Annotated in this window: 23 protein-coding genes and 1 tRNA gene; 17 read left to right on the forward strand and 7 right to left on the reverse strand. The window is 66.2% G+C overall.

Features of this window, described 5'->3' with window-relative positions; all coding sequences use genetic code 11:
• Positions 1 to 15: 15 nt before the first annotated feature.
• A complete protein-coding gene (locus ACO1P8_RS01310) occupies positions 16 to 762 on the reverse strand; it encodes a GntR family transcriptional regulator (RefSeq protein WP_486294134.1) in 747 nt (248 codons plus the stop codon).
• A 120-nt stretch (positions 763 to 882) separates the two neighbouring features.
• On the opposite strand from ACO1P8_RS01310, the gene ACO1P8_RS01315 reads away from it, so the two are divergent.
• The 9 genes from ACO1P8_RS01315 (at position 883) to ACO1P8_RS01355 (ending at position 10,682) form a co-directional block, all read left to right on the forward strand.
• A complete protein-coding gene (locus ACO1P8_RS01315) occupies positions 883 to 2,094 on the forward strand; it encodes an ABC transporter substrate-binding protein (RefSeq protein WP_486294135.1) in 1,212 nt (403 codons plus the stop codon).
• Between the two features lie 9 nt (positions 2,095 to 2,103).
• The gene (locus tag ACO1P8_RS01320; RefSeq protein WP_486294136.1) at positions 2,104 to 2,976 is read left to right on the forward strand and encodes a branched-chain amino acid ABC transporter permease; all 873 of its coding nucleotides are present in this window, start codon (positions 2,104 to 2,106) and stop codon (positions 2,974 to 2,976) included.
• Positions 2,976 to 3,866: a branched-chain amino acid ABC transporter permease gene (locus tag ACO1P8_RS01325; RefSeq protein ID WP_486294137.1), complete on the forward strand. Its 891-nt coding sequence runs from the start codon at positions 2,976 to 2,978 to the stop codon at positions 3,864 to 3,866. The genes ACO1P8_RS01320 and ACO1P8_RS01325 overlap by 1 nt, the downstream gene beginning before the upstream one ends.
• Positions 3,863 to 4,627, forward strand: a complete 765-nt coding sequence (locus ACO1P8_RS01330) for an ABC transporter ATP-binding protein (protein ID WP_486294138.1) — start codon at positions 3,863 to 3,865, stop codon at positions 4,625 to 4,627. Before ACO1P8_RS01325 ends, ACO1P8_RS01330 begins: the two co-directional genes overlap by 4 nt.
• On the forward strand, positions 4,624 to 5,334 hold the full coding sequence (locus ACO1P8_RS01335) for an ABC transporter ATP-binding protein (protein ID WP_486294139.1): 711 nt from the start codon (positions 4,624 to 4,626) through the stop codon (positions 5,332 to 5,334). The genes ACO1P8_RS01330 and ACO1P8_RS01335 overlap by 4 nt, the downstream gene beginning before the upstream one ends.
• A 12-nt stretch (positions 5,335 to 5,346) precedes the next feature.
• A complete protein-coding gene (locus ACO1P8_RS01340) occupies positions 5,347 to 6,606 on the forward strand; it encodes an NAD(P)/FAD-dependent oxidoreductase (RefSeq protein ID WP_486294140.1) in 1,260 nt (419 codons plus the stop codon).
• On the forward strand, positions 6,600 to 7,832 hold the full coding sequence (locus ACO1P8_RS01345; protein WP_486294141.1) for a metal-dependent hydrolase family protein: 1,233 nt from the start codon (positions 6,600 to 6,602) through the stop codon (positions 7,830 to 7,832). The genes ACO1P8_RS01340 and ACO1P8_RS01345 overlap by 7 nt, the downstream gene beginning before the upstream one ends.
• 82 nt (positions 7,833 to 7,914) lie before the next feature.
• A complete protein-coding gene (locus ACO1P8_RS01350) occupies positions 7,915 to 8,811 on the forward strand; it encodes a dihydrodipicolinate synthase family protein (protein WP_486294142.1) in 897 nt (298 codons plus the stop codon).
• 386 nt (positions 8,812 to 9,197) lie between these two features.
• On the forward strand, positions 9,198 to 10,682 hold the full coding sequence (locus ACO1P8_RS01355) for an MDR family MFS transporter (RefSeq protein ID WP_486294338.1): 1,485 nt from the start codon (positions 9,198 to 9,200) through the stop codon (positions 10,680 to 10,682).
• 57 nt (positions 10,683 to 10,739) lie between these two features.
• Here ACO1P8_RS01355 and ACO1P8_RS01360 read toward each other — a convergent pair whose 3' ends face one another.
• On the reverse strand, positions 10,740 to 12,041 hold the full coding sequence (locus ACO1P8_RS01360) for a phospholipase A (RefSeq protein WP_486294143.1): 1,302 nt from the start codon (positions 12,039 to 12,041) through the stop codon (positions 10,740 to 10,742).
• Between the two features lie 296 nt (positions 12,042 to 12,337).
• Here ACO1P8_RS01360 and ACO1P8_RS01365 point away from each other — a divergent pair.
• Positions 12,338 to 12,414 (forward strand) — tRNA-Arg (locus ACO1P8_RS01365).
• Positions 12,415 to 12,460: 46 nt separating this feature from the next.
• Here ACO1P8_RS01365 and ACO1P8_RS01370 read toward each other — a convergent pair.
• A complete protein-coding gene (locus tag ACO1P8_RS01370) occupies positions 12,461 to 13,375 on the reverse strand; it encodes a LysR family transcriptional regulator (protein WP_486294144.1) in 915 nt (304 codons plus the stop codon).
• A gap of 102 nt (positions 13,376 to 13,477) precedes the next feature.
• Here ACO1P8_RS01370 and ACO1P8_RS01375 point away from each other — a divergent pair, with 102 nt between their 5' ends.
• The 4 genes from ACO1P8_RS01375 to ACO1P8_RS01390 all read left to right on the forward strand — a co-directional run bounded on the left by ACO1P8_RS01375 (position 13,478) and on the right by ACO1P8_RS01390 (position 16,872).
• Complete coding sequence (locus ACO1P8_RS01375) at positions 13,478 to 14,437, forward strand: tripartite tricarboxylate transporter substrate binding protein (RefSeq protein ID WP_486294145.1); 960 nt, start codon at positions 13,478 to 13,480, stop codon at positions 14,435 to 14,437.
• Positions 14,438 to 14,479: 42 nt separating this feature from the next.
• On the forward strand, positions 14,480 to 15,898 hold the full coding sequence (leuC, locus tag ACO1P8_RS01380) for a 3-isopropylmalate dehydratase large subunit (RefSeq protein WP_486294146.1): 1,419 nt from the start codon (positions 14,480 to 14,482) through the stop codon (positions 15,896 to 15,898).
• Positions 15,895 to 16,548 carry a 3-isopropylmalate dehydratase small subunit gene (leuD, locus tag ACO1P8_RS01385; protein WP_486294147.1) on the forward strand — a complete coding sequence of 218 codons (654 nt, stop codon included), beginning with the start codon at positions 15,895 to 15,897 and terminating at the stop codon, positions 16,546 to 16,548. Before leuC ends, leuD begins: the two co-directional genes overlap by 4 nt.
• Positions 16,549 to 16,689: 141 nt before the next feature.
• The gene (locus ACO1P8_RS01390) at positions 16,690 to 16,872 is read left to right on the forward strand and encodes a CsbD family protein (RefSeq protein WP_486294148.1); all 183 of its coding nucleotides are present in this window, start codon (positions 16,690 to 16,692) and stop codon (positions 16,870 to 16,872) included.
• Positions 16,873 to 16,970: 98 nt separating this feature from the next.
• On the opposite strand, the gene glgX is transcribed toward ACO1P8_RS01390, so the two are convergent.
• Positions 16,971 to 19,160 carry a glycogen debranching protein GlgX gene (gene glgX, locus ACO1P8_RS01395; RefSeq protein WP_486294149.1) on the reverse strand — a complete coding sequence of 730 codons (2,190 nt, stop codon included), beginning with the start codon at positions 19,158 to 19,160 and terminating at the stop codon, positions 16,971 to 16,973.
• Between the two features lie 123 nt (positions 19,161 to 19,283).
• Here glgX and ACO1P8_RS01400 point away from each other — a divergent pair, with 123 nt between their 5' ends.
• On the forward strand, positions 19,284 to 19,724 hold the full coding sequence (locus tag ACO1P8_RS01400) for a hypothetical protein (protein WP_486294150.1): 441 nt from the start codon (positions 19,284 to 19,286) through the stop codon (positions 19,722 to 19,724).
• Positions 19,725 to 19,806: 82 nt separating this feature from the next.
• Here ACO1P8_RS01400 and ACO1P8_RS01405 read toward each other — a convergent pair whose 3' ends face one another.
• Genes ACO1P8_RS01405 through ACO1P8_RS01415 form a run of 3 tightly spaced genes read right to left on the reverse strand, consistent with a single transcriptional unit; the run spans position 19,807 to position 21,999 of the window.
• Positions 19,807 to 20,553 carry a TetR/AcrR family transcriptional regulator gene (locus ACO1P8_RS01405; protein ID WP_486294151.1) on the reverse strand — a complete coding sequence of 249 codons (747 nt, stop codon included), beginning with the start codon at positions 20,551 to 20,553 and terminating at the stop codon, positions 19,807 to 19,809.
• Between the two features lie 5 nt (positions 20,554 to 20,558).
• On the reverse strand, positions 20,559 to 20,999 hold the full coding sequence (locus ACO1P8_RS01410; RefSeq protein WP_486294152.1) for a GlcG/HbpS family heme-binding protein: 441 nt from the start codon (positions 20,997 to 20,999) through the stop codon (positions 20,559 to 20,561).
• 31 nt (positions 21,000 to 21,030) lie between these two features.
• Positions 21,031 to 21,999, reverse strand: a complete 969-nt coding sequence (locus tag ACO1P8_RS01415) for a Bug family tripartite tricarboxylate transporter substrate binding protein (protein WP_486294153.1) — start codon at positions 21,997 to 21,999, stop codon at positions 21,031 to 21,033.
• Between the two features lie 110 nt (positions 22,000 to 22,109).
• Here ACO1P8_RS01415 and ACO1P8_RS01420 point away from each other — a divergent pair, with 110 nt between their 5' ends.
• Together ACO1P8_RS01420 and ACO1P8_RS01425 are read left to right on the forward strand one after the other, a co-directional pair.
• A complete protein-coding gene (locus ACO1P8_RS01420; RefSeq protein ID WP_486294154.1) occupies positions 22,110 to 23,363 on the forward strand; it encodes an LVIVD repeat-containing protein in 1,254 nt (417 codons plus the stop codon).
• A 23-nt stretch (positions 23,364 to 23,386) separates the two neighbouring features.
• Complete coding sequence (locus ACO1P8_RS01425; protein WP_486294155.1) at positions 23,387 to 24,433, forward strand: CobW family GTP-binding protein; 1,047 nt, start codon at positions 23,387 to 23,389, stop codon at positions 24,431 to 24,433.
• The last annotated feature ends 4 nt before the right edge of the window (positions 24,434 to 24,437 follow it).

Genomic DNA, 24,437 nt, shown 5'->3' on the forward strand with positions numbered 1-24,437 from the left:
CCGCGGGCGCCCGATTTATTCCATCGGCGCGTGCGTCAATCCCGCCACCACCTCCACCACCTGCTCCAGCGCTACCCGGATATGCGCTTGCAAGACCTTGACGGCGCCGGCGGCGTCGCCCTTTTCCGCGCGCTCGATCAAGGCCAGGTGCTCCGCATAGGCCTGCTCGCGCAGCGGCACGTTGACCACCTGGAAGCGCAGATAGCGGTCGCCGCGATCATGCAGTTGCCGCAGGACGGTCATCGCCAGGTCGCGTCGCGCCGGCAGGTACAGGGTTTCGTGCAGGCGCCAGTTGATACGCCCCCATTCCGCCGTGTCGGCGTGCCGGGAGGCCTCCAGCGCGCCCCGCGCCGCGTCCAGCGGCCCGCCGCCGCCGGCGCGGATGGCTTCGCCGAACAGCCAGGGTTCGATCTGCAGGCGCAATTCGAAGGTTTCGACGACGTCGGCCGCCGAGATGGCGCAGACATAGGCGCCGCGATGGGCGTGCACGGAAACCAGTCCTTCGGCTTCCAGCCGGCGGATCGCTTCGCGCACCGGGATGCGGCTGACGCCGAGTTCTTCGGCCAGGGCTTCCTGCCGCAAGGGCGCGCCGGGCCGCAGTTGCCCCGACAGGATGCGCTGCCGCAAGGCTTCCAGCACCAGGTCGACCGTGGTGCGCCGCACGAGCTTGCCGTCCCTTTCCGTTTGGGCTGGATTGATCATGAAATCCTCGTAAACCCTAGCTTCGATCTTGTTGACCATGGGGTGTCGGCAGTCTAGCATGAGCTCGTATCCAGGATATTGGATCCAATCAATGCATGCGTCGTCCCACGCGCCAGCCGCTGTGGGACGGCCCGCCAGGCGTGCGGCTCGCGCCATTCGTGCCCTTGGAGAGATCGTCCCATGAATCGCCGTCATTTCGTCGCCGCAGCCCTGGTCGCCGCCGTGGCCAGCAGTTTCACCCTGCCCACCGTGGCGCAGGCGTCCGACTTCGTCGTCGGCGCGCTCAGCCCGCTCACGGGTTCGGGGGCGCCTTACGGGCCCGGCATGGTCAAGGCCATCCAGCTGGCCGCCAAGGAGATCAATGCCGCGGGCGGCGCGCAGGGTGCGCAATTCCGCGTCGTGGTGGAGGATACCCAGACCGCACCGCAGGCCGCCGTGACCGGTGCCAAGAAAATGATCGAGGTCGATAAGGTCCACGCGATCCTGGGGTGCTGGAGTTCCGGCGAGTCGCTGGCCGTCATCCCGCTGACGAACGAGGCCGACATTCCGCTGATGCACGCCTCGGGCGCCCCCGCGCTGAGCGCGGAAGCCAATCCCAAACGGCTGGGTTTCCGTTTCCAGGCGACCAACGGGCGCTTCGGCCAGGCATTCGCCAAGATCGCCGAACGCCAGGGCTTCAAGCACCCCGCGACCATGGCATTCAACAATGCATCGGGCATCGGCAATACCGAAGGCTTTACGCAGGCATGGAAGGCCGCCGGCGGCAAGGTCGTGGCCAGCGTGGTCTACGAACCGAACCGGCCTTCCTATCGCTCGGAATTGCAGTCGGTGCTGCGCGCCAAGCCGGATGTGATCGTGACCGGATCCTATCTGGCCGACACCACCATCCTGCTGCGCGAGTGGTACCAGACCGGTATCGATACGCACTGGATCATTCCCGGCTGGGCAGCCAACCCGGACCTGATCAAGGCGCTGGGACCGAAGGTGACCGAAGGCATCATTTCGGTGGAATCGGTCAGCAATGAAAACGCCCCCAACTATGCCCACGTGCGCGACGCGCTGGGCAAGGAGGGGGTGGATGTCTCGGCCAATGTCTATGCGCCGATGGCCTACGACCAGGCCGTCATCCTGGCGTTGGCGGTACAGGCGCTGGGGCCGAAGGCGACGGGCCCGGAACTGGCCAAAAAGATGCATGAAATGGGCACGCCCGGCGGCGAAAAGGTGTACACCTTCGCGGACGGCAAGAAGCTGCTGGAGGCCGGCAAGCGCATCACCTATGTCGGCGCTTCCAGTGCGCTGAATTTCGACCAGTACAACGATGTCACCCCGGACTTCGCCGCTTCCTTCGTGGAGAACGGCAAACTGGTGCGCAAGTACGTCGTCAAGCTGTAAGGCGGCCGCGTGTCCTACGCCGATTACATCAACCTGGTCATCAACGGCCTGGTGGAAGGGCTGATCATCGCCTTGCCGGCCCTGGCGCTGACGCTGGTCTACGGGCTGGCCCGCTTTCCGAACGCGGCGACCGGCGACATCGTCGCCGTGGGCGGTTATGCGGGCCTGGCCGCCCACCACCTGACCGGGTCGCTGGTGGTGGCCGGCCTGGCGGGCGCGGCCGGCGGCGCGGTCGCGTCGGTGCTGGCCTTCGTCCTGGCGTTCCGGCCCGTCATCCGCCGCTCGGTCATTACGCTGCTTTTGACCTCCATCGGCGTGGGCTTCGTCATCCGCGCCGCGCTGGGCGTGGCGTTCGGCCACGATCCGCGCGCCTTCGATATGCCGCTGGAGCGCGCCTGGCGCTTCGGCGACGTGTCGATCGCGCCGGCCGACCTCAGTCTGGCAGCGCTGACGCTGCTGACACTGGCCGTGGTATTCATCATGCTCTATGCCACGCCGCTGGGCCGTTCGCTGCGTGCCATCGCCGACGATCCGGACCTGGCGCGGGTCAGCGGCATCCGGCGCGAGCGCTGCATGCTGGCCATGTGGGCGATCGCCGGGATGGTGTGCGGCATCGCCGGTACGGTCACCGGCATGCGCACGGTGGTCTATCCCGACGCGGGCTGGAACCTGCTGTTGCCTGCTTTCGCCGCGGCGGTGGTGGGAGGCCTGGGCAACCCCGTGGGGGCCGTCATGGGCGCGCTGCTGCTGGGCGTGCTGCAGGAACTGTCCACGCCCGCCGTCGGCTTCGTCTACAAGATCGCGCTGGGCTACGTCTTCATGATGCTCGTGCTGCTGCTGCGTCCGCAGGGGCTGTTCAACCGGCCGGTGGGGGTGCGCTGATGATGAGCTACATGCTGTCCATCCTGGTGATCATGGGCATCTACATGCTGCTGGCGCTGGCACTGGACCTGCAATACGGTTTTACCGGCCTGATCAATTTCGGGCTGGCCGGCTTCTTCGGCATCGGCGCCTATGCGTCGGCGCTGCTGACGATGAAAGCGGGATGGAGCCCGCTGCTGTCCTTTCCGGCGGCGATGATCGCCGCCGCCCTGTTGGCCTGGCCCCTGGGACGCGTGGCCTTGCGGCTGCGCGACGACTACCTGGCCATCGTCACATTGGGATTTTCCGAAATCGTGCGCCTGGTGCTGGTGCAGGAACAATGGCTGACCAACGGCGTGCAGGGGATTCCGGGCGTGCCGCGGCTGGGAGCCGGCTGGGGCGACGCGCGCTTCAGCGACACCCTGCTGCTGGCCGTGCTGGCGCTGTCCATCGCTGCCGCCGTGGCGGTACTGCGCCGGGTCACGCATAGTCCGTACGGGCGGACGATACAGGCGGTGCGCGACGACGAAACGGCCGTGCGCGTGCTGGGCAAGGAGCCCGCGCGCTTCAAGACCCAGGTATTGATGCTGGGCGCCGCGCTATCGGGCCTGGCGGGCGCCTACTTCGCGCACTACATGACCTACATCGTGCCCGACCAGTTCGTGCCGCTGATCACCTTCTACGTGTGGATGGCCATCATCATGGGCGGCGTGGCGCGCCTGTCGGGCAGCGTGGCGGGCGCCGTGCTGCTGGTGCTGTTCCTGGAAGGCGTGAGATTCACGCGCGGCATTATTCCCGGCGTGTCGGACGCCGACATGGGCAGCGTGCAATTGGGCGTGGTGGGGCTGGTCCTGATTCTCTTCATGCGTTGGCGGCCACAGGGCTTGTTCGGCGCGAGGGGCGCGCGATGACGCGCCTGGCGACGAACGGCATTTCGCTGTCCTACGGCGATTTCCAGGTGCTGGACGGCGTGACGCTGTCCATGAGCCTGGACGGGCTGCATGGGATGATCGGCCCCAACGGGGCCGGCAAAAGCACCTTGTTCGCGGTACTCAGCGGTTTTCTGCGGCCATCCGCCGGCGAGGTCAGCTTCGACGGCACGGTGCTGCGCAAGGCCGATCCCGCCGCGCGTGCCCGCATGGGGCTGGGGCGCACGTTCCAGATCCCGCGCGAGTTCACGCACCTGACGGTGCGGCAGAACCTGATGGTGGGCCCACGCGACCAGCCGGGGGAATCGCTGCTGCCGCTGTTCTTCGCCCCTGGCCGCGTGCGCCGCGCCGAGGCCGAGATCGCCGCCCGCGCGCAGCATATCCTGGACTTCCTCAGGTTGAACGCGGTGGCGGACAAGCCGGCCGGCGGCCTGTCCGGCGGCCAGAAGAAGTTGCTGGAGCTCGGCCGCGCGCTGATGTCGGAGCCGAAGTTCATCCTGCTCGACGAACCCTATGCGGGCGTAAACCCCGTCCTGATCGAAGAGATCTCGCAGCGCATACGCGAAATCAATGCCGAACGCGGCATCGGCTTTCTTATCATCGAACACAACCTGATGGCGCTGAACCGCCTGGTCGGCGACCTGTACGTCCTGGACGGCGGACGCCTGCTGGCGCATGGCGAGCCGGACCAGGTGCTGTCGGAGCCGCACGTGCGCGCAGCCTATATGGGAGCGGCGATATGAAGCCCGTCCTGCGCTTGTCGGATCTGCGCGGCGGTTACGGCGACGCCGATGTCCTGAAGGGCATATCGCTGCACGTGCTGCCCGGCGAAATCGTGACCATCGCCGGCACCAACGGCGCCGGCAAGTCCACCATCATCAAGGCCGTGATGGGGCTGTTGCCGCGCACCGCCGGCCAGGTCGTGCTGCGCGAGCGCGACGTCGCGGGCCTGAGCGTCGAATCGCGGCTGGAATGCGGCATCGGCTACGTGCCGCAGGTCGCCAACGTATTCGCCTCGCTGACCGTGCAGGAAAACCTGCTGGTGGTGCAGGGGGTGAAACGCCCGCGCGAACGCGCCGACGCGATGTACCAGATGTTTCCCGCGCTGGTGCGCCATCGCCGCCGCGCGGCCGGCACCCTGTCCGGCGGCGAGCGCCAGCAGCTGGCTTTCGCCCGCGCGCTGATGCGCGAGCCGGATATCCTGCTGCTGGACGAGCCCACGGCCGCGCTATCGCCCGCGCGTGTAGAGGAAATCTTCGCCTACGTGCGCGGTCTGCCGGCCGCGGGCACCACCGTCCTGATGGTGGAACAGCGCGCGCGCCAATCGCTGGCGGTCAGCCAGCGCGGATACATCATCGACCAGGGTGTAGTCGCGATGGAAGGCGCGGCAACGGAACTCTTGCACGACACCCGGGCGGCGGATCTTTTCCTGGGCAAACACGATGCGTAGCACGGATATAGCATGACGGAGCTTGTGGTGGTCGGCGCCGGGGTGGTCGGCCTGGCCTGCGCGCGGCGCGCGCAGCGGCTGGGTTGGCGTGTCACCCTGCTGGACAGGGACTTCGAAGGCGACCGCGCCTCGCATGGCAACGCGGGCGGCATCGCGGTCAGCGAATCGACCCCCATCGCCGTGTCCGGCTTCAGCCTGAAGGCCGCGCGCTGGCTGCTGGACCCCTTGGGACCGCTGGCCATCCGTTTGCGCCATGCGCCGCGCCTTTTGCCCTGGCTGCGGGTCTTCAACCAGGTCGGGCGCCCCGATCATTTCCGCCGCATCTCGCGGGCGCTGGCGGCGCTGAACGAACGCGCGATGGGCGACCTGCTGCCCATGCTCGACGACGTGGGCCTGTCGGGCCAACTGCATCGGCGTGGCGCGCTGACCGTCTACGAATCCGATGCCGCCTTCGCCGCCGACGCGCATGAGTGGGCCTGGAAGCGCGAATTGGGCGTGCGCTGGTCTGCCGTGTCCATGGATGCGCTGCGCCAACTGGAACCCGCGCTGGCGCCGGTGTTTCGCCATGCCATCATGCTGGAGGACTGGGCCCACGTGGACGACCCGCTGAATATCGTTCGCGCGCTGCGCGAGCGCATCCGCGGCGACGGTGGCAGGCTGGTCGCCGCCGACGTTACGGCGCTATCCCTCGACGATCCGCTGCGCCCCGCGGCCGTGGACCGTGACGGCAGGCGCCACGCGGGCGATCGCCTGCTGGTGGCGGCGGGCGCGTGGTCCGGCGCGCTGGCGCGTTCGGCCGGCGACCGCGTCCTGCTCGAAAGCGAGCGCGGGTACAACACCACACTGCCCGCTGCGGCCGGGATGCTGGACCGGGAAGTCATCTTCGCGGAACGCAAGTTCGTGGCGACACCGCTGGCGATCGGCCTGCGCATCGGCGGCGCTGCCGAATTCGCGGGGCTGCAGGCGCCGCCCAATTACCGCCGCAGCGACGCGCTGCTGGCCCTGGCGCGCAGGTATCTGCCGGGAATGGACGAGCGCGATGCGCGACGCTGGATGGGGCATCGGCCCGCCACGCCGGACTCGCTGCCCGTCATCGGGCCCTCGCGCGTCTCGGAGCGCCTGCTGTATGCCTTCGGCCATGGGCATCTGGGATTGACGCAGGCAGCGACCACGGGCGCCATTGTCGGCGCCCTGCTGGCCGGCGAGGATACCGGCGTCGACCTGCGGCCTTACTCGATTACCCGTTTCCAAAAGGCGAACCCGCTATGCTGATTCTGAAGAACGCCCGCGTACTGGACGCGCATCACAAGGACGACGACGGTCGCTACGATGTCGTGGTGGAGGGGGATCGCATCCGCGAGGTCTCGCCCCGGCCGGTACAGGCCGGCAGCGACGACCAGGTCATCGATGTCGCCGGCCGTACCCTGATGCCGGGCATGATCGATTGCCACGTCCACGTGGTGGCGTCGATGGCCAACCTGGGCACCAATGCACGCATGCCGGCTGCTTTCGCCACGTTGCGCGCCGTGCCCATCCTGGCGGCCATGTTGCGGCGTGGCTTCACCACCGTCCGCGATGCGGGGGGCGCCGATTACGCCTTGCGTCGCGCGGTGGAGGATGGCCTGATCGACGGCCCGCGCCTGTTCATCGCCGGCAAGGCGCTCTCGCAGACGGGCGGCCATGGCGACTTCCGCGAACGCATCGACCTGAGCGATCCGGACCCCTGTCCCTGCCACCGCAACCTGGGTGCCATCGCGCGGGTGGTCGATGGCGTGGACGCCGTGCGCAAGGCGGTACGCGAGGAGATGCGGGCGGGCGCCACGCATATCAAGATCATGGCGTCCGGCGGCGTGGCTTCGCCCACCGATCCCATCGGCAACCTGCAGTACTCGCGCGACGAGGTCGCCGCCATCGTGGAAGAAGCCGCCTCGCACCAGACCTACGTCATGGCGCACGCGTACACGGGCAAGGCGATCGCGCGCGCCGTCCAACTGGGCGTGCGGACCATCGAGCACGGCAACCTGGTCGACGACGACGCCGCGGCCGCGATGGCCGAACACGGCGCGTATGCGGTACCCACTCTGGTCACCTACGAGGCTTTGCACAAGGTGGGCGCGCAATATGGCGTGCCGCCGGAAGCCGTGGCCAAGATCGACGACGTGCGCCTGCAAGGCCTGCAATCCCTGGAGATTTTCAAGCGCCATGGCGTGCGCATGGGCCTGGGCTCGGACCTGCTGGGCGAAATGCATACCTTCCAGAGCGACGAACTGCGTATCCGATCGCAGGTATTGGGAAATTTCGAGGTGATCTGCCAGGCGACCGAAGTCGGGGCCGACATCGTCGGACAGAAGAACAAGCTGGGCATCGTTGCGCCGGATGCGTTCGCCGACCTGCTGATCGTCGATGGCGACCCGGTTGCCGATATTTCCCTGTTGTGCGGCCAGGGCGAGCACCTGGCCATGGTGATGAAAGCGGGCAAACCCGTGCACCTGCGCTAAGGCTTGGGTCCCGGCGTCCTGCGCGGGCATGGGCCGCGCGCGCCGCCGGGGTATCTTCATTCTTTTATCCTGGACTGAAATCATGAAAGTAAATTGGGCTGGTGTCTTTCCCGCCGTGACCACGAAGATGAAGGCGGATCAATCCCTGGACCATGACGCGATCGCGGCGGGCCTGGAACGGTTGATCGCCAACGGCGTGGGCGGCGTGGTGATGATGGGCATGGTGGGCGAGAACGCATCGCTGGCGCCCGAGGAAAAACTGACGGTCCTGCGCATCGCCATGGAAACCGTCAAGGGGCGCGTGCCCATCGTGTCGGGACTGGCCGAAACCACGACCGCGGCCGCCGCGCGCTATGCCAAAGAGGCCGAACGCATCGGCGTGGATGGCCTGATGGTTTTTCCGGCGCTGACGTACAAGTCGGATGCGGCCGAAACCATGGCGTTCTACCGCGGCGTCGCGCGCGCCAGCGGCCTGCCCATCATGATCTACAACAATCCGCGCGGCTATGGCGTCGACATGACGCCGCAATTGCTGGCGCAACTGGCCGACGAGCCGACGCTGGCCTGCGTCAAGGAAGAGACCTACGACACGACGCGCGTGACCGACATCTACGCGCAGCTGGGCGACCGCTACACGGTGTTCTGCGGCGTGGACGACCTGGTGCTCGAAAGCGTTGCGCTGGGTGTGAAGGGCTGGGTATCGGGCATGGCCAACGCGCTGCCCAAGGAGTCCGTGCAACTCCTCGATCTGGCGGTCAAGGGCGATTACGAGAATGCGCGTTTGCTGTATCGCAAGCTGATCAAGCTGTTCCACCTGGATACGCACGTCAAGCTGGTGCAGTACATCAAGCTGGCGGAAAACATCACCGCCGGGTATGCCGAAACCGTGCGCGAACCGCGCCTGCCCCTGACGGGCGCCGAACGCGAGGCCACGTTGGCGATCATCCACGAAACACTGGCGGCGCTGAAAGGGGCCTGAGCGGGACAGCGCGAAGTCTGGGCAGCGCGAAGGTAGGGCAGGGCAGGGCGAAGGCAGGGCGCCACCGAAGCCGGCGGCATGAAGCCCGGGTTGCGAAGGCCGGGGGCGCGCAAGCAAGCCCGGCCTGAAGTCATGGCACGGGGATCGCCTTCATTGACCTGCGTGCGCCCTTGAAACCCTGCTCCCGCCATGGCGGCGCATGGTGCGGCGCGGTATATATATTAATATATATAACTTATATAAGACTTCAACGCCGTCCCCATTTTGCGGCCTTGCCTTTCGCCGCCATCCTCCGTCGCAGCATCATGTCTACGCCTCCCGGCACCCTCGCTTCCGCTTCACCTCCCGCCTCTTCTACCTCCGCCAGCTTGACCCACCGCGAGATCATGCGCGTGATCGGCGGCATTGTGCTGTGCATCCTGCTGGCCGCCCTGGACCAGACGGTGGTGATCCCCGCCGTGCCCGCCATCGCGGCGGACCTGAACGGCTTCGGGCACTTGTCGTGGATCGTCGCGGCCTATCTGATCGCGGCCACGGTCACCACGCCCATCTACGGCAAGCTGTCCGACATTTACGGACGCCGGCAACTGCTGACGATTTCCATCGGCCTTTTCGTCGTCACCTCGGTGATGTGCGCGCTGGCGCAGACGCTGAACCAGTTGATCCTGTTCCGCACGCTGCAGGGGCTGGGCGGCGGCGGCCTGATGTCCCTGGCGCAGGCCGCCATCGCCGACGTCGTGGCGCCGCGCCAACGCGGCCGCTACCAGGGCTACCTGGCGGCGGTCTGGGGCGTGGCCTCGATCGCGGGACCGCTGGTGGGCGGCTATGTGTCCGAGCATCTGTCGTGGCGCTGGCTGTTCTGGCTGAACGTGCCGCTGGGCCTGTTCGCCATGTATTCCTGCAATCGCGGGCTGCGCATGCTGAAGCCGCGCGGCGGCAAGGTCCGCCTGGATCTCGTCGGTTCGCTGCTGCTGGCAGCCACCATTGTGTCCTGCCTGCTGGCGCTCAGTTGGGGGGGCAGCAGCTACGGCTGGTTCTCGCCGGAGATCATGGGACTGCTGGCGCTGAGCGCCCTTACGCTGGCCGCGCTGGTGTGGCAGGAGCGGCGCGCGGCCGATCCGCTGCTGCCGCCGCGCATGTTCCGCAATCGCACTTTCGTCTGCGGCATCGCGGCGTCTTCGCTGGGGGCGCTGGGGATTTTCCTGTGCATTTTCGCGCTGCCGCTGTACTTCCAGCTGGTGCGCGGCACCAGCGCATCGGAATCCGGCCTGTTCGTCACGCCGTTCCTGCTGTCCAACGTGCTGGGCAACATCATCAGCAGCAATCTGGCGCGGCGTACGGGCCGCATGCGCGGCATCTTGTCGGCCGGCTTCATCGGCGGCGCCATCGGCCTGTGCCTGTTGGCCTTCATGGGCGCGGGCGTGTCGCTGGTCTTCGTCCTGGCCGCCACGCTGTTGACCGGCGTGGGGCTGGGTTCCTGCATGGTGGGCACCATCATGGTGGTGCAGAACGCGCTGGATCCGCGCGATATCGGCGCGGGCACCGGCTCGGTGCTGGTGCTGCGCTCCATGGGCAGCGCCTTCGGCAGCGCATTGGCCGGCACCTTGCTGGGCCTGGGTTTCGCCGCGTCGCTGACGGCGGCGGGCATCACGCAGCAGATCGACCTGGGCGCGCTGCGCCATGGCAGCGACGTACTGTCGCAACTGCCGGAGGCGGCCCGGCGCGTGCTGATGGACGGCGTGGCGTCGACCTTCCGCGATATCTTCGCCTTTGGCGCGGCGATCGCGCTGCTGTCGCTGCTGGTGGTGCGGCGCATGCCGGATCTGGAACTGCGCGGCGGCCTGGCCGCGCATACGCCCGTCGGCGAGTAAACGGGGCGCCGTGCGATTCCCGGCTGCGAGGGGATCGCCGCGGCCTGCCGGCCTGCTTCAGGGCACGAGCGACAAACCGATGCCGATCTGCGAGCTTTGCCGCTGGTTATAGCCCAGCAAGGTGTCGCCGTAGCCGTTGAAGTACTGCAGGTGCAGATAGCCGTTCATGTTCAGGAAGGTGCGCTTCAGCGGCCATGCCAGATCCAGCTGCGCCGTGCGCCGCGCGCTGTCGCCCTGCCGATACATCAGCGATGCGACCAGGCCGTTGTCCTGCGCCCAGCGCAAGTGGTAATCCACCCAGCCCGTGTAGTCCGTGTAGTCGCGGTTCTGGTCGCCCAGCGCGAAATAACCCTTGATGCGCGGGGCGAACGTCAAGGTGCTGCCGCCCTCGAAGCGATAGTTCAGGGCCGGCTGTACGAAGGCATCGTTCACCGAACGCGAATCATCGCCGGCCTTGCCGTTGGAGGCGTGCTCCACGCCGCTGGCCATGCCCAGGCTCCAGTCGTTGTGCTTCGACTGCCACATCTTGTCCGACTGCCAGAACAGGCTGGGATTGAAGGTGGTATCGATGAAGGGGCGGGAGTCGCCCTGCAAATCCCAGACTGAGGTCTGCGTGTAGGCCAGGTAGAGGTGGTCGAGGAAGCCGGGCTGCTCGCCGCGGTCGGGCGTGAACAGCTTGTACTTGAAGCTGAACTGGAATTTCGCCGTGGTGCGGTCGCGCGTGCGCAGGTCGAAATACGTGGGTTCATACTCCGACAGGCCCGCGCGCAGGCGATCGAAGGCGGGATTTCCGGTGGAGGCCGGGCTTGCTGCGACCGCCACATCGGTGGGCGCCGGTCCCGCCTGCGGCGACACGCCGGTGGCCTGGACTTCCGCCGCGGGCAGGGCCTTGCCGGTACGCGCATCCACGACGGGCACATCGGCCGGCCTGCTGGCGATGGCGCCGATGCCGCTGGCATCCAAAGCCATCATCGCCGGTTCGCCCTCGATGGAAACGGCCTGCAGGCCGGTGGCGGTGGCCGGTACGACCGCGGTCCATGACATGCGGGCAAAGTTGTTGACCGGCACGTTGATGTCCAGTTCGGCGCTGTCGGCGTTGGCCAGGCTGCGCACCACGGCACCCGAGGCCGAGCGCCATTGCAGTACCAGCTTGGCGGGTGGCTTCCAGCGCCCTCCGGCATCGCCGTCGTTGAAATAGACGGCCTGGACATGGACGGTGGTTCCCGGGGCGGCGCTGGCGCGATCCAGCTTGTAGCTGATGCCGGCATGCGCGGTGCAGGCCGCGGCGGCAGACAGCATGGCGGCAAGCCCTCCCAATGGCCGCCCAAGGCGCTTGTGTACGGTAGTAGTGCGAGGCATGGTCGTGTAGGGCCGGATGCAGGACGTCGCACTCTAGCATCGCGCCCGCACGACGTTGAAACAGCTTGTAATGGAGGCGCGGCGCCTGCGACCTCAGCATGCGGTGTGGTGGCTCGCCCGCGCTGCCTCCAGGGGGCAGCCGCGAAGTACGACTTGGTTACTGGCCTCAGGCAATGGATTACACATATGGCCTGAGTGCCGCGGCTATTCGCGCGCCCGGACAAACGCGCGCGCGGACAAGGTAAAATTCGCCGCGCCGCCATCCTGGCAGCCTGTTCAGGAACCTGCCGGCCTTGCCGCCCTTAGCTCAGTTGGATAGAGCACTCGCCTTCTAAGCGAGCGGTCACACGTTCGAATCGTGTAGGGCGGGCCATTCGTTCTGGCCCGGCGGGCAAGCCGCAAGGCGATGGTTGGCCGTGCTACCACTGTCCATCCAGATCGCGGCGGTGCGGTTCGAAAGCCTCCATCAGAAAATCGACGAGGGCGCGGGTCTTCGCGGAAAGATGGCTGCGCGTGGGAAAAACCGCATAGATATCCGCGGGCGGCGGATCCCATTTGGGCAGGATGCGCCGCAGCCTGCCGGATCGCAGCAAAGGGGCGATCTCCCATAGCGAGCGCATCAGGATGCCGTGTCCGTCCAGCGCCCAGCCCACGACGCATTCCCCATCGTTGCAGGCGAGTGGGCCACGGACCTTTACGGTTTCCGCATGCGCGCCCGACCGCAGGTGCCAGGTACCGAAGGTCTCGTCGCTTTCCTGTATGAACAGGCAGGCGTGCCGCGCCAGCTCGCGCGGGCTGGCAGGCTGGCCGTGCCTGGCCAGGTAGGTCCTGGCCGCGCCCAGCACGCGGCGGTTATGGGCCAGTAGCCTGGCCGTCAACGTCGAATCGGGCAGCTCGCCGACGCGAACCTGCAGGTCGTAACCCTGTTCGATCATGTTCACGGGCCGGTCCGTCAGCGTCAGCTGGACTTCGACTTCGGGATAGCGCCGCGCGAAGGCCGACAGGGCAGGCGCGACGTGCCGGCGGCCGAATCCCAAGGTGCTCACCACGCGCAGGATTCCGCGCGGCATCGCCCGCGCGCCGGCGACCTTGCGCTCCAGCGCTTCCAGGTCCTCCAGCACCCTGGCGCCTTCGACCAGATAGGTTTCTCCTTCCGGCGTCAGGCTGGCGCGCCGGGTCGTGCGTTGCAGAAGGCGCACCCCCAGCCGCCGCTCCAGCGCCGCCAGGCGCTTGCTGACGGCGGGGGGTGTGATTCCCAGGTGCTGCGCGACTTCCCGCAGGTTGCTGTGTTTGGCGACGAGGGAGAAAAACTCCAGGTCCGAAAGCGCGCTCATTGTTAACTCAGAAGAAATGAACAACTAATCTGGATGACACTATAAGAGATTAATTCACTATTAACATTCAAGCACACAAGAAACCACAACGGGAGACAAACCATGTTCAGCCGTCGCTTTCTCGCCCTGATTTCCTCATTGTTCATCTGCGCATCGGCCGCGGCGCAATATCCGGAACGTCCGGTCAAGCTGATCGTCCCCTACGCCCCGGGCGGAAGCGTCGACATCGTCGCGCGCATGATCAGCGACGAATGGGCCAGGGCACTGGGCCGTCCCATCGTGATCGAAAACCGGGGCGGCGCCGGCGGCAATGTCGGCGTGGATGCCGTGTCGAAAGCCGCGGCCGACGGCTACACCATCGGCGTGCAGTCGGTCTCGCTGGCGATCAATCCCGCGTTGTTCTCCAGCATGCCCTACGACACATTGAAGGACCTCGCGCCCATCGGCATGGTGGCGTCGTCGCAGCACGTGCTCGTCGTCAACGACCAGGTACCGGCCAAGAGCGTCAGGGAACTGGTCGATCTGGCGAAGCGCGAACCGGGCAAGCTCAGCTACGCCTCCGCCGGTCCCGGCAGCACCTTCCATATGGCGGCGGCGCTGTTCACCTCCGTGGCCGGCGTGGATATCGTCCACATTCCCTATCGTGGCGGCGGACCGGCCCTGATCGATACGATCGGCGGACAGGTCCAGCTGTGTTTCCCGGTCCTGTCCGCCGCGCGCGGGCAGGTCGAGGCCGGCAAGGTGCGCGCGCTGGGCGTCACCGGAAGCAAGCGTTCGCCCCTGATGCCGGACGTACCCACCATCGCCGAAGCCGGATTGCCGGGCTATGCCTTCGAGACCTGGTTCATGGTGTTCGCCCCGGCGAATACGCCCAAGCCGGTCATCGACAAGCTGAACGAAACGCTGGTCCACGTGCTGGCATCGCCCGCGATGGTGGACCGCATGACACGCGAAGGCTTCGAGGCCACGCCGTCGTCGCCCGCCCAGGCGCGCACGCGCCTGGAAACCGAAATGCCCCAGTGGGCAAAACTCATCAAGGAAAGCGGCATCACGATGCAGTGAGCCCGCTTGCCGTCCTTCGTGTCCTTCCTACCCCTGGCTCACATGTCCCCACGAACGCTTTACCAGAAACTGCTGGATACCCACACGGTGGCGACGCTGGACGAACAGAACGTCCTGCTCTTCTGCGACCTGCACCTGATGAACGAGTACACCAGTCCCCAGGCTTTCGCGGGACTGCGCGAGGCGGGGCGCACCGTGGCCATGCCGGGGCAGAATGTGGCCACGGTCAGCCACATCATTCCCACCCATCCGGGCAAGGTAAGGGTGATTGCCGACGCCGCCTCGGCGCTTCAGGCCAGTAACCTGAAGAGAAACTGCGATGCCTTCGATATTCCGCTGTTCGACACCAACGACGCCTTGCAGGGCATCGAGCACGTGGTGGCCCCGGAACACGGCATGATCAGGCCCGGCATGGTGGTCATCTGCGGCGACAGCCATACGACGACGTACGGCGCGCTGGGGGCGCTGGGCTTTGGCATCGGTACGACCGAAGTGGAACATGTCCTTGCCACGCAAACGCTGGTCTATCGTGTGGCGCAGACCATGCAGATCCGTATCGACGGTCAGCTGCCGTTCGGCGTGACGAGCAAGGACCTGGTGCTGACCATCGTCGGGCGGATCGGCGCCCAGGGCGCGCGCGGGTACGTGGTCGAATACAGCGGCAGCGCGGTGGAAGCGCTTTCCATCGAGGCGCGCTTCACGCTGTGCAACATGCTCGTGGAGGCCGGCGCGCGCGGCGCGCTGGTCGCGCCCGACCGAAAGGCCATCGATTACGTCATGGCGCGCGCCCCGGATCTGGCCGGACCGCACAGGCAGGCCGCGCTGGAAGCGTGGCGCGACCTGCGTACCGACGAAGGAGCGCATTTCGATGCGGTCCACAGCATCGATGCCGCTACGATCGCGCCACAGGTTACCTGGGGTACCAGCCCCGACCAGGTCATCGCCATCGACGGCCGCGTGCCGCATTTGGACCAGCTGCAGGACGCGGTGGCGCGCGGCAGCGCCGCGCGGGCCATGGAATACACCCGCCTGCCCGCCGGCGCCGCCATTGCCGGAACGCCGGTGCAGCACGTCTTCATCGGCTCTTGCACCAACGGCCGCATCGAGGATCTTCGTGCCGCCGCCGCCGTCGCTCGTGGCCGTCGCGTCGCCCCGGGCGTGCGGGCGATGGTGGTGCCCGGGTCGGGGGCGGTGAAGGCGGCCGCGGAAGCCGAAGGGCTGGACAAGGTCTTCATCGAGGCAGGTTTCGAATGGCGCAATGCCGGTTGTTCGATGTGCCTCGCCATGAACGACGACGTGCTGGACGAGGGCGTGCGCTGCGCTTCGACGACGAACCGCAATTTCGAGGGCCGCCAGGGCAGGGGCGCCATTACCCATCTGATGAGCCCGGCGATGGCGGCGGCGGCCGCGACCGCCGGCCGCATCATGGACGTACGCGAATTGAAGGAGCAGGCGCAATGACCCACACCGCTCGCATCGAAGGCCGCGCGGCGGCCCTGCGCATCGAAAACCTGGACACCGACCAGATCATGCCCAAGCAGTTTCTGCGGGGCATCGATAAGTCAGGCTTGCAGGACGGATTGCTCTACGATCTGCGCTACGACCCGCAGGGCCGGCCCTGTCCGGATTTTGTGCTGAACCGGGATGCCTATGCCGGGGTTTCGGTCCTGATCGGGGGATCGAACTTCGGCTGCGGATCCAGCCGCGAGCATGCGGTGTGGGGCCTTCAGCAGTTCGGCATCCGGGCGGTGGTCGCCCCCAGCTTCGCGGAGATTTTCCACTCCAATGCGATGAACAACCGGTTGCTGCTGGTCGCCTTGCCGGCGGACGATATTGCGAGGCTGATGTCCGACGCGGACGATCCCGCGCATAACGCCGTCATGATCGATATCGCCACGCAGACGCTGCAAAGCCGGTCCGTGCGGACGGACTTCGAGCTGGTGCCGCGGCATAAGCGCATGTTCCTCGAGGGCCTGGATAGCATCGGCCTGTCCCTGACCTACCGCGAGCAGATCGATCGCTACGCCGCGGACCATTGGAACAGGCAACCGTGGCTGAAGGACATTGCGGCGCACACGCGCGCGCGCCTGTCCCGCGAAGGGCCGCGATGATTTCCATCGCTACTCATCCATGACACGCCGGCGCGACGGATCGCTGGAAAGGCCGCGCGCCCCCTGTCCACTGCCGGGCACGGTCTTTGCTGAACTGTGATCGTTGCGCCAATTTCGGCGTGTTTTGACAGGAGTACAGCGATGAACAAAGACCAAGCGAAGGGCGTGGGCGAACAGGTTAAGGGCAAGGTCAACGAGACGGTCGGCAAGGTGACCGGCAACAAGAGCCAGGAACTGAAGGGCGACGTCCAGCAGGGTGTGGGCAAGGCTCAGAAGGCCGTCGGCGACGCGCGCGAAGACATCAAGAAGAACGACCAGCCCTGACCTTCTGCCGTATAAGCGGCAATCCGCGGGGCGCCGTGCGGCCGGTACGGCGCCTTGCGGATACAAGGGCGGCGCGAGCCGCCCTTGTGCTGCCGGCATTACTTCGCCGGCGCCTCATCGTCCGTCATGGCTTCTTCCAGGTTCTCCAGCACCCGTCCCGTCTGTCCCTTGGTTTGCAGGGTGAACAGCAGCAGCGAACGCCCGGTGACCTGGTAGATATCGCCCGATCCATAGCTGGGCAGCTCCGTGCGCACAGGCGTGTTCGTATCGATCATGCATGTCCACTGATCGCTGCCGGGGATTTCCGGTACCTTGAACTCGACGATGTCGTGGTAGGCATTGAAGACCAGCATCAAGGTCGCGTCGGACGCGGGCCGGCGTATGCCGGTGGCCCGCGCGCGGCCGTCGATGATCAGGCCGAAGCAGCGCATGCCCGGATCGGCCCACTGCTCATCGGCGATGTCGACGCCCGCCGGGCTGATCCAGCGCACATCCGCCACGTCCAGCAGGTCGTCGTATTCCCCGGTCAGGAAACGCCCCCGCCGCAGTACCGGCAGCGTATGGCGCAGCGTAGTCAGCTTGCGCGTGAATTCGATCAGCGCCTGTCCTTCCTCGCCGATGTTCCAGTCCACCCAGCTGATTTCGTTGTCCTGGCAATAGGCATTGTTGTTGCCCTGCTGGGTGCGCCCGAATTCATCGCCGGCCAGCAGCATGGGCGTGCCCTGCGAGAACAGCAGCGTGGCCAGCAGATTGCGTTTCTGGCGTTCGCGCAGCGCGCGGATATCGGCGTCGTCGGTCGGTCCTTCCGCGCCGCAGTTCCACGAACGATTGTCGGAATGACCGTCGCGGTTCTCCTCGCCATTGGCCTCGTTGTGCTTGTCGTTGTACGAGACCAAATCGTGCAGGGTGAAACCGTCGTGGGCGGTGATGAAGTTGACGCTGGCCCAGGGCCGGCGCCCGTTGTGGTTGAACTTGTCGCCTGAAGCGGTAATGCGCGCCGCCAGTTCGGCCACGACGCCTTCGTCCCCTTTCCAGTAGCCGCGCACGCAGTCGCGGAACCGGTCGTTCCATTCCGCCCATCCCGGCGGAAAATTGCCCACCTGGTAGCCGCCGGGTCCGCAGTCCCAGGGCTCGGCGATCAGCTTGACGCTGGACAGGATGGGATCCTGCCGGCAGGCCTTCAGGAAGCCGCTTTCATAGTCGAAGCCGCCGGGTTCGCGGCCCAGGATGGTGGCCAGGTCGAAACGGAAGCCGTCGACGTTCATCTCGGTGACCCAGTAGCGCAGGCTGTCCATGACCATCTGCAGCACGCGCGGATGGGACAGATTCAGCGTATTGCCCGTGCCCGTATCGTTGATGTAGTACCGCTGCTGGTCCGGCAGCAGGCGGTAGTACGAGGCGTTGTCGATACCGCGGAACGATAACGTCGGCCCCAGTTCGCTGCCCTCCGCCGTATGGTTGTAGACCACGTCCAGGACGACTTCCAAGTTCGCCTCGTGGAAGCAGTCGATCATTTGCTTCAGTTCGGCGATCTCGCCGGAGCCCTTGGCGAAATAGCGCGGGTCCGGAGCGAAGAAACCGATGGTGTTGTAACCCCAATAATTCGTCAGCCCTTTGTCCAGCAGATGGCTGTCGTTGACGAAGGCATGGATGGGCAGCAGCTCCACCGAGGTCACGCCCAGGGACTTGATGTGGTCGATCACCGTCTTATGTCCCAGGCCCGCGAAGGTGCCGCGCAAGGATTCCGGCACCGCGGGGTGACGTTTGGTGTAGCCGCGCACGTGGGTCTCGTAGAAGATGGTCTGTTCCCAGGGGACGCGCACGCGCGTCGGGTGTTCCCAGATGAAGCGCTGGTCGACGACCTGGCATTTGGGCACGAAAGGGGCGCTGTCGCGTTCGTCGAAGGTCAGGTCGCCATCCTCGGCGCCCAGGGTATAGCCGAACACCGCGGGGTCCCATTTGAGTTCGCCGACGTAGGCCTTGGCGTAGGGATCCAGAAGCAGCTTGTGCGGATTGAAGCGATGGCCGTTCTCGGGATCGTAGGGACCGTGCACGCGGTAGCCGTAAACGGTGCCCGGTTGCAGGCCGCGCACGTGGACGTGCCAGACCTCGTCGGTAAATTCGGGCAGTTCGATGCATTCGATTTGTTTCTGGCCGGCGGGGTCGAACAGGCAGACCTCCACTCGGGTGGCGTGGGCGGAGAACAGGGCGAAGTTCACGCCTTCGCCGTCCCAGGTTGCGCCCAGGGGAAATGGCGAACCTTCGGTGATGCGTGGCTGGTCGGTCATGGTAGTGCTCCGGGGGTGGGCGCCGCCGCTACGGATGAGCAGATGGCGGGGCTAATAAGCAATCGGCATGCCCGCCTCGGGAATGCCGATTGCGGTCCTCTCCCGGGCTATTGGAGATGCGCGATGAACACCTTGAAAGACACGATGCGCGGCCTGGCGATGGAGCTGGGCGTCGAAACCCCCATGGACGCAAAGCAGCTGCGGGACGGATCGCCCGCGGCGCACCAGTTCGCCTTATCGGCGGCGGCAGGCCGGCTTTACATCCAGAATGCCGCGGGGAAAGTCGTCGAGGTGGGCGACCTGCTCGAAGAAGGCGGGCGCTACGGTTACCGTTTGGACCAGGGGGCCATCCAGGGACAGGATCTGCCGGACCTGGGCGCCGCGCTGCGTCATCTGGCCGCCCAACTGACTTTCCTGTACGTGGACGGCCTGTTCCGCGAACTGCCCGACAGCGCCGCGGAAGCTTCGGTGCATTCGATGTCGGCGCCGCCGCTGTTCGTCACCCTGGCGGACGGCACGGACGAACTGCGCGGTCCGGCGGGGACGGAAACGCTGGACCGGTGATTCCACCGGCAAGGCAGGGCGGCCGAGGCAACCCCGCCTTCGTCACGCTGCCGCGATCCGCCGCCTGTACGCCCGCGGGCGCTTAGCGGCTGGATGTGGGGCGTGCGGTTTCGGCGCGCCGCCGTTTGGCCGGCGTGGCGGCGCCCGCGGCCTCGCGTTCGGCGCTGACCAGCCGCGGATACACGGTACGGGCCCCGGCGAGGAAATTCTCTACCGCGTAACGCACCTTGTCGTCGAAGGAGACTTCCATCGGCGATTGGTAGATGGTCTCGCGGATCGCGGTGTAGAACAGGCCGTCGTGCAGCGTCCAATAGAACTCGATTTCCTGTTCGGAAATCGGCGTGTCGTCCGGAAGGCCGCAGTAGTGCCGCAATTCCTCGCAGCAGGGCGCGAGCAGTTCTTTCTTGATCAATTGCAGATAGCGCCGGTTCAGGCCGCTGCTTTCCAGGCCCGCGAACATATAGATGCGTATCCATTCCGGCTGGTAGGTCGCGCGGGCGTATTCGACGTAGAACCGCGCCAGCCTTTCCTGCAACGGTACGGAGCGGTCGCGCAGCAGCGTCACCCACTGCGGCTGCCAGCGCCCCATGAAAACGTGCAGATAGACTTTGTCGATCAGGTCCTGCTTGGATTTGAAGTAGCGGTAAAGCAGCGGCTGGGTAATGCCCAGTCGCTGCGAGAGCTCGCGCGTGTGGCCGGCGAAGCCCTTTTCCGAGAAATAGCGGATGGCGCCGTGCAGGATCTGCTGCTCGCGTTCGGCCGCCCGCAGGCGGGGTTTTTTCTCTGGCGAGGATGTCGCCGCTTTCGTGGGCTTGGTGGTCGACGCCATGGCGATTACAGCGGGTCCCCCGTATCGGGTACCAGGCCCGCCGCGCGCACCGCCGGGACCAGGCAGAGCTCGTCGTTATCCGAGGTATCGCCGGAAATGCCGATGGAGCCGATCACATGGCCCGCGGCATCGCGGATCAGCGCGCCGCCCGCCACGGGCGCCAGCCGGCCTTCGGAGATCGTGTTCAGGGCGGCGAAAAACGCCGGCGCGCCCTGGGCCCGGCGCGCCAGTTCACGGCCGCCCAATCCCATGCCCAGCACGCCCCAGGCCTTGGCCATGGCAAGCTGCGGCCGCATGATGCCCGAGTTGTCGGCGCGCTTGAGGACCACCAGGTGCCCGCCGGCATCCATGATGGCCACCGTCAAGGGCGCGAATCCGCGCTCGCGTCCCTGCTTGAGCGCCTCGTCGGCGATGCGGTCCGCCTGCTCCAGCTGCACATTGCTCATTGTGAGATTCTTCCCGTGTGCGGCGACGCGTTCAATCCACGCGTATGCCGTTGTCCTCGATGATTTTGGCGTACTTGCCGATCTCGGCGCGATTGAAGCGTACCAGTTCTTCGGGGCTGGTATGCATGGCGTCCACCCCCAGGTCATAGTAAAGCTTGACGAGCCCCGGATCGGACATGGCGCGGCCGATGGCCTCGCGGTAACTGGCCACCACGTCGGCGGGCGTGCGGGCAGGCAGGTAAACGCCCCATGAGTTCAAGGCCACCATGCCCGGCAATCCGCTTTCGGCTACCGTCGGCACATCGGGCAGTTGCGGGAAGCGCTGCGCGCTGGTGATGGCCAGCGGCCGCAGCTTGCCTGCCTTGATGTACTGCATCACGGCCTGCGTATCGGCGAAGATCATATCGATCTGGCCGCCCATCACGTCGTTGACCGCCGCGACACCGCCTTTGTAGGGGATGTGCTGCATCTTGATGCCGGCCGCCTCGTCCAGCATTTCTCCGCTCAGATGGGCCAGGGTGCCTGCGCCGCCCGAGCCGAAATTCAGCGCGCCCGGTTTCGCCTTGGCCGCCTGGATGATTTCCTGCAGCGTCCTGTAGGGCGATTTGGGGTTTACCACCAATACCACGGGGCCGGTGGCCACCAGCGATACGGGCATGAAGTCGCGCTCCATGTTGTAGGGCACTTTGCTCAGAAGGGGATTGACCAGCGTCGGCCCCATATTTCCCATCATGAAGGTGTAGCCGTCGGCCGGTTGGCGCGCGGCGTACTCGGTCCCCAGCGAGCCGGCCGCGCCGGGCTTGTTGTCGATAATCACCGGCTGCTTCCAGATATCGCCCAGGCGCTGGCCAAGGATGCGGGCCATCAGGTCGGACGCGCCGCCCGGCGGGAAAGTCACGACAAGGTGGACGGGACGATCGGGAAAGGCGGCCGTGGCGACGCTGGCCCATAGGGCGAGCAGCGCTGCCGCGGCCATGCGGGCCGTGGTTTGGGGGTACATTCCTTGTCTCCTGGTGGTATATGAGGGCGTCGTTCTATGCGGCGCCTTTACGGATATACTATCGATCGATAAATTAGAAAGCAATCACAGAATCCTCAGCGGGAAATTTCATGGCGAATTTCAGCAGTCCCAGCCAGGCCGGCCGTGCCGACCAGACCCTGGCCCACAATATGAAACTGTTGGCCCAACACGAGCTGGAAGGCTTTGGCGGGCTGGGCGAGGGCATCGCCATGCAGCAGACCGGCGACGGCCGCCGCATCCTGTGGATGGCGCACGAATCCGCGCCGAAGAATTTCACCGCCGTCGACGTGACCGATCCGCGCCAGCCCCGCATGGTGGTGCAGACCGAGCTTCCGCATATGAAAGTGCGGTCCAACTCCCTGGATGTGTGCGGCAACCTGATGGCGGTCGCCTACCAGGTGCAGTCCCCCGGCATGAAGCCCGCCGGTTTCGACCTGTTCGATATCTCCGTTCCCGAGCAGCCGCGCCTGCTGTCGCACTTCGATTGCTCCGGACCGTATTCGCGCGGCGTGCACGCGCTGTGGTTCGTCGACGGCAAGACCGTGCACATGGCGTCCGGCGCGGCGGATTTCCAGCCGCACGATCCCAAGGACGACCAGTTCTACCGCATCGTGGACGTCAGCGACCCCGCCAGGCCGGTCGAGGCCGGGCGCTGGTGGTATCCCGGAACCCGTGTCGGCGATAAGGAGCCGCGGCCGCAGCGCCTGCCGGAAAAATTCGATACGGGCTTTCGCGCGCACAACACCAACGTCTATCCCCAGCGTCCCGATCGCGCCTATGTCGGCTACATCGACGGCGGCGCCTTCGTCCTGGATATCTCCGACAAATCCAATATCAAGGTGGTCTCCAGCTGGAACCACTCGCCGCCCAACAACGGCTTCACGCATACGGTGCTGCCCCTGTTCGACCGCGATCTGTGGATCGTCAGCGACGAATGCGTCCAGGACGACGGCGCGGACTGGCCCAAGCTGGTCTGGGTGGTGAACGCCAAGTCCGAAACGCACCCGCTGCCCATCGGCACTTTCCCGATGCCGCCGGTGGAAGCCTTCGCCAAGCGCGGCGGCCGCTTCGGCGCGCACAACCTGCACGAAAACCTGCCGCTGCCGGTATCCTTCCAGTCGGATACCCTGATCGTCGGCACGTTCTTCAATGGCGGCGTGCGGGTCTACGACACGACCGATCCCTATCATGTGGAAGAAGTCGCCTACTATGTCCCGGGCGCGCCCAAGCTGTCGCCCGCCGGCGCCATCCAGTTGAACGACGTCTACGTCGACGATCGCCGCATCGTCTACACGATCGACCGCTTCGCCGGCGGCCTGTACATTCTCGAGATGACCCTCTGACCGGCGCGGCCGGACCTTCCCGCATGGCATATCAGCGCGATCCCCTGGCGGGCAAGTTGCCCGTCACGCTCATCACCGGCTTTCTGGGCAGCGGCAAGACCACGCTGATCCGTCGGCTGCTGACCCACCCGGACATGAACCGGGTGGCGGTGGTGATCAACGAGGTCGGCGAGATCGGCATCGACAACGACCTCGTTGTCATGTCGTCGGAAAACGTCAGCCTGCTGGCCAACGGCTGCCTGTGCTGCACCGTGCGTACCGATTTGCAGGAGACGCTGCGCGAATTGTTCGGCCAGCGCCGCGCCGGCCAGATCGCCGATTTCGACCGCGTGGTCATAGAAACCACCGGCCTGGCCGACCCCGCGCCGGTCATCCAGACGCTGGCCAGCGATACGATGCTGGGCGCCCAGTACCGGCTGGACGGCGTGGTGACGCTGGTCGACGCGGTAAACGGGCCCGAACAACTCACGAGTCAACCCGAGGCCGTCAAGCAGGCGGCGGTGGCGGACCTGCTGGTCATCACCAAGGAAGACCTGGCGCAGCCGGCCGGCGTGCGTGCGCTGATGGCCTCGTTGCGAGAGATCAACGGCAACGCGGCCGTGCGGCATACCAGCATGGGGCAGATCGAGCCGGCCGAACTGACGGGACTGGGCCTGACCAGCGCGCGTTCGCGGGAAGGCGCGCTGCGATTCCTGGGGACGGCATTCGACCAGGCGCCAGCCGATGGCGAGCAGGGCGGTTATCTGGGTGAACGCGTGCCTTCCCGGCACCCGGGCATCGATACGCTGGCGCTGCGCTTCGAAGTACCCTTTACGTGGGATGTCTTCGCGGCGGCGATGGATATGCTGATCAGCATGCGCGGCGTGGACCTGTTGCGCGTGAAGGGTATCGTCAACGTGGAAGGCAAGCCGGTGGTGGTGCAGGCCGTGCAGCACATCATGCATCCGCCCGTCACCCTGGACGAATGGCCCGGCGAGGACCATGGCTCGCGCCTGGTGTTCATCACCCGCAACATCAAGGCGGCGGCGATACGCGGCCTGTTCGAGGCAGTCGGCGCGATACGGTCCTAGCGGC

Source organism: Bordetella sp. (assembly GCF_057362025.1).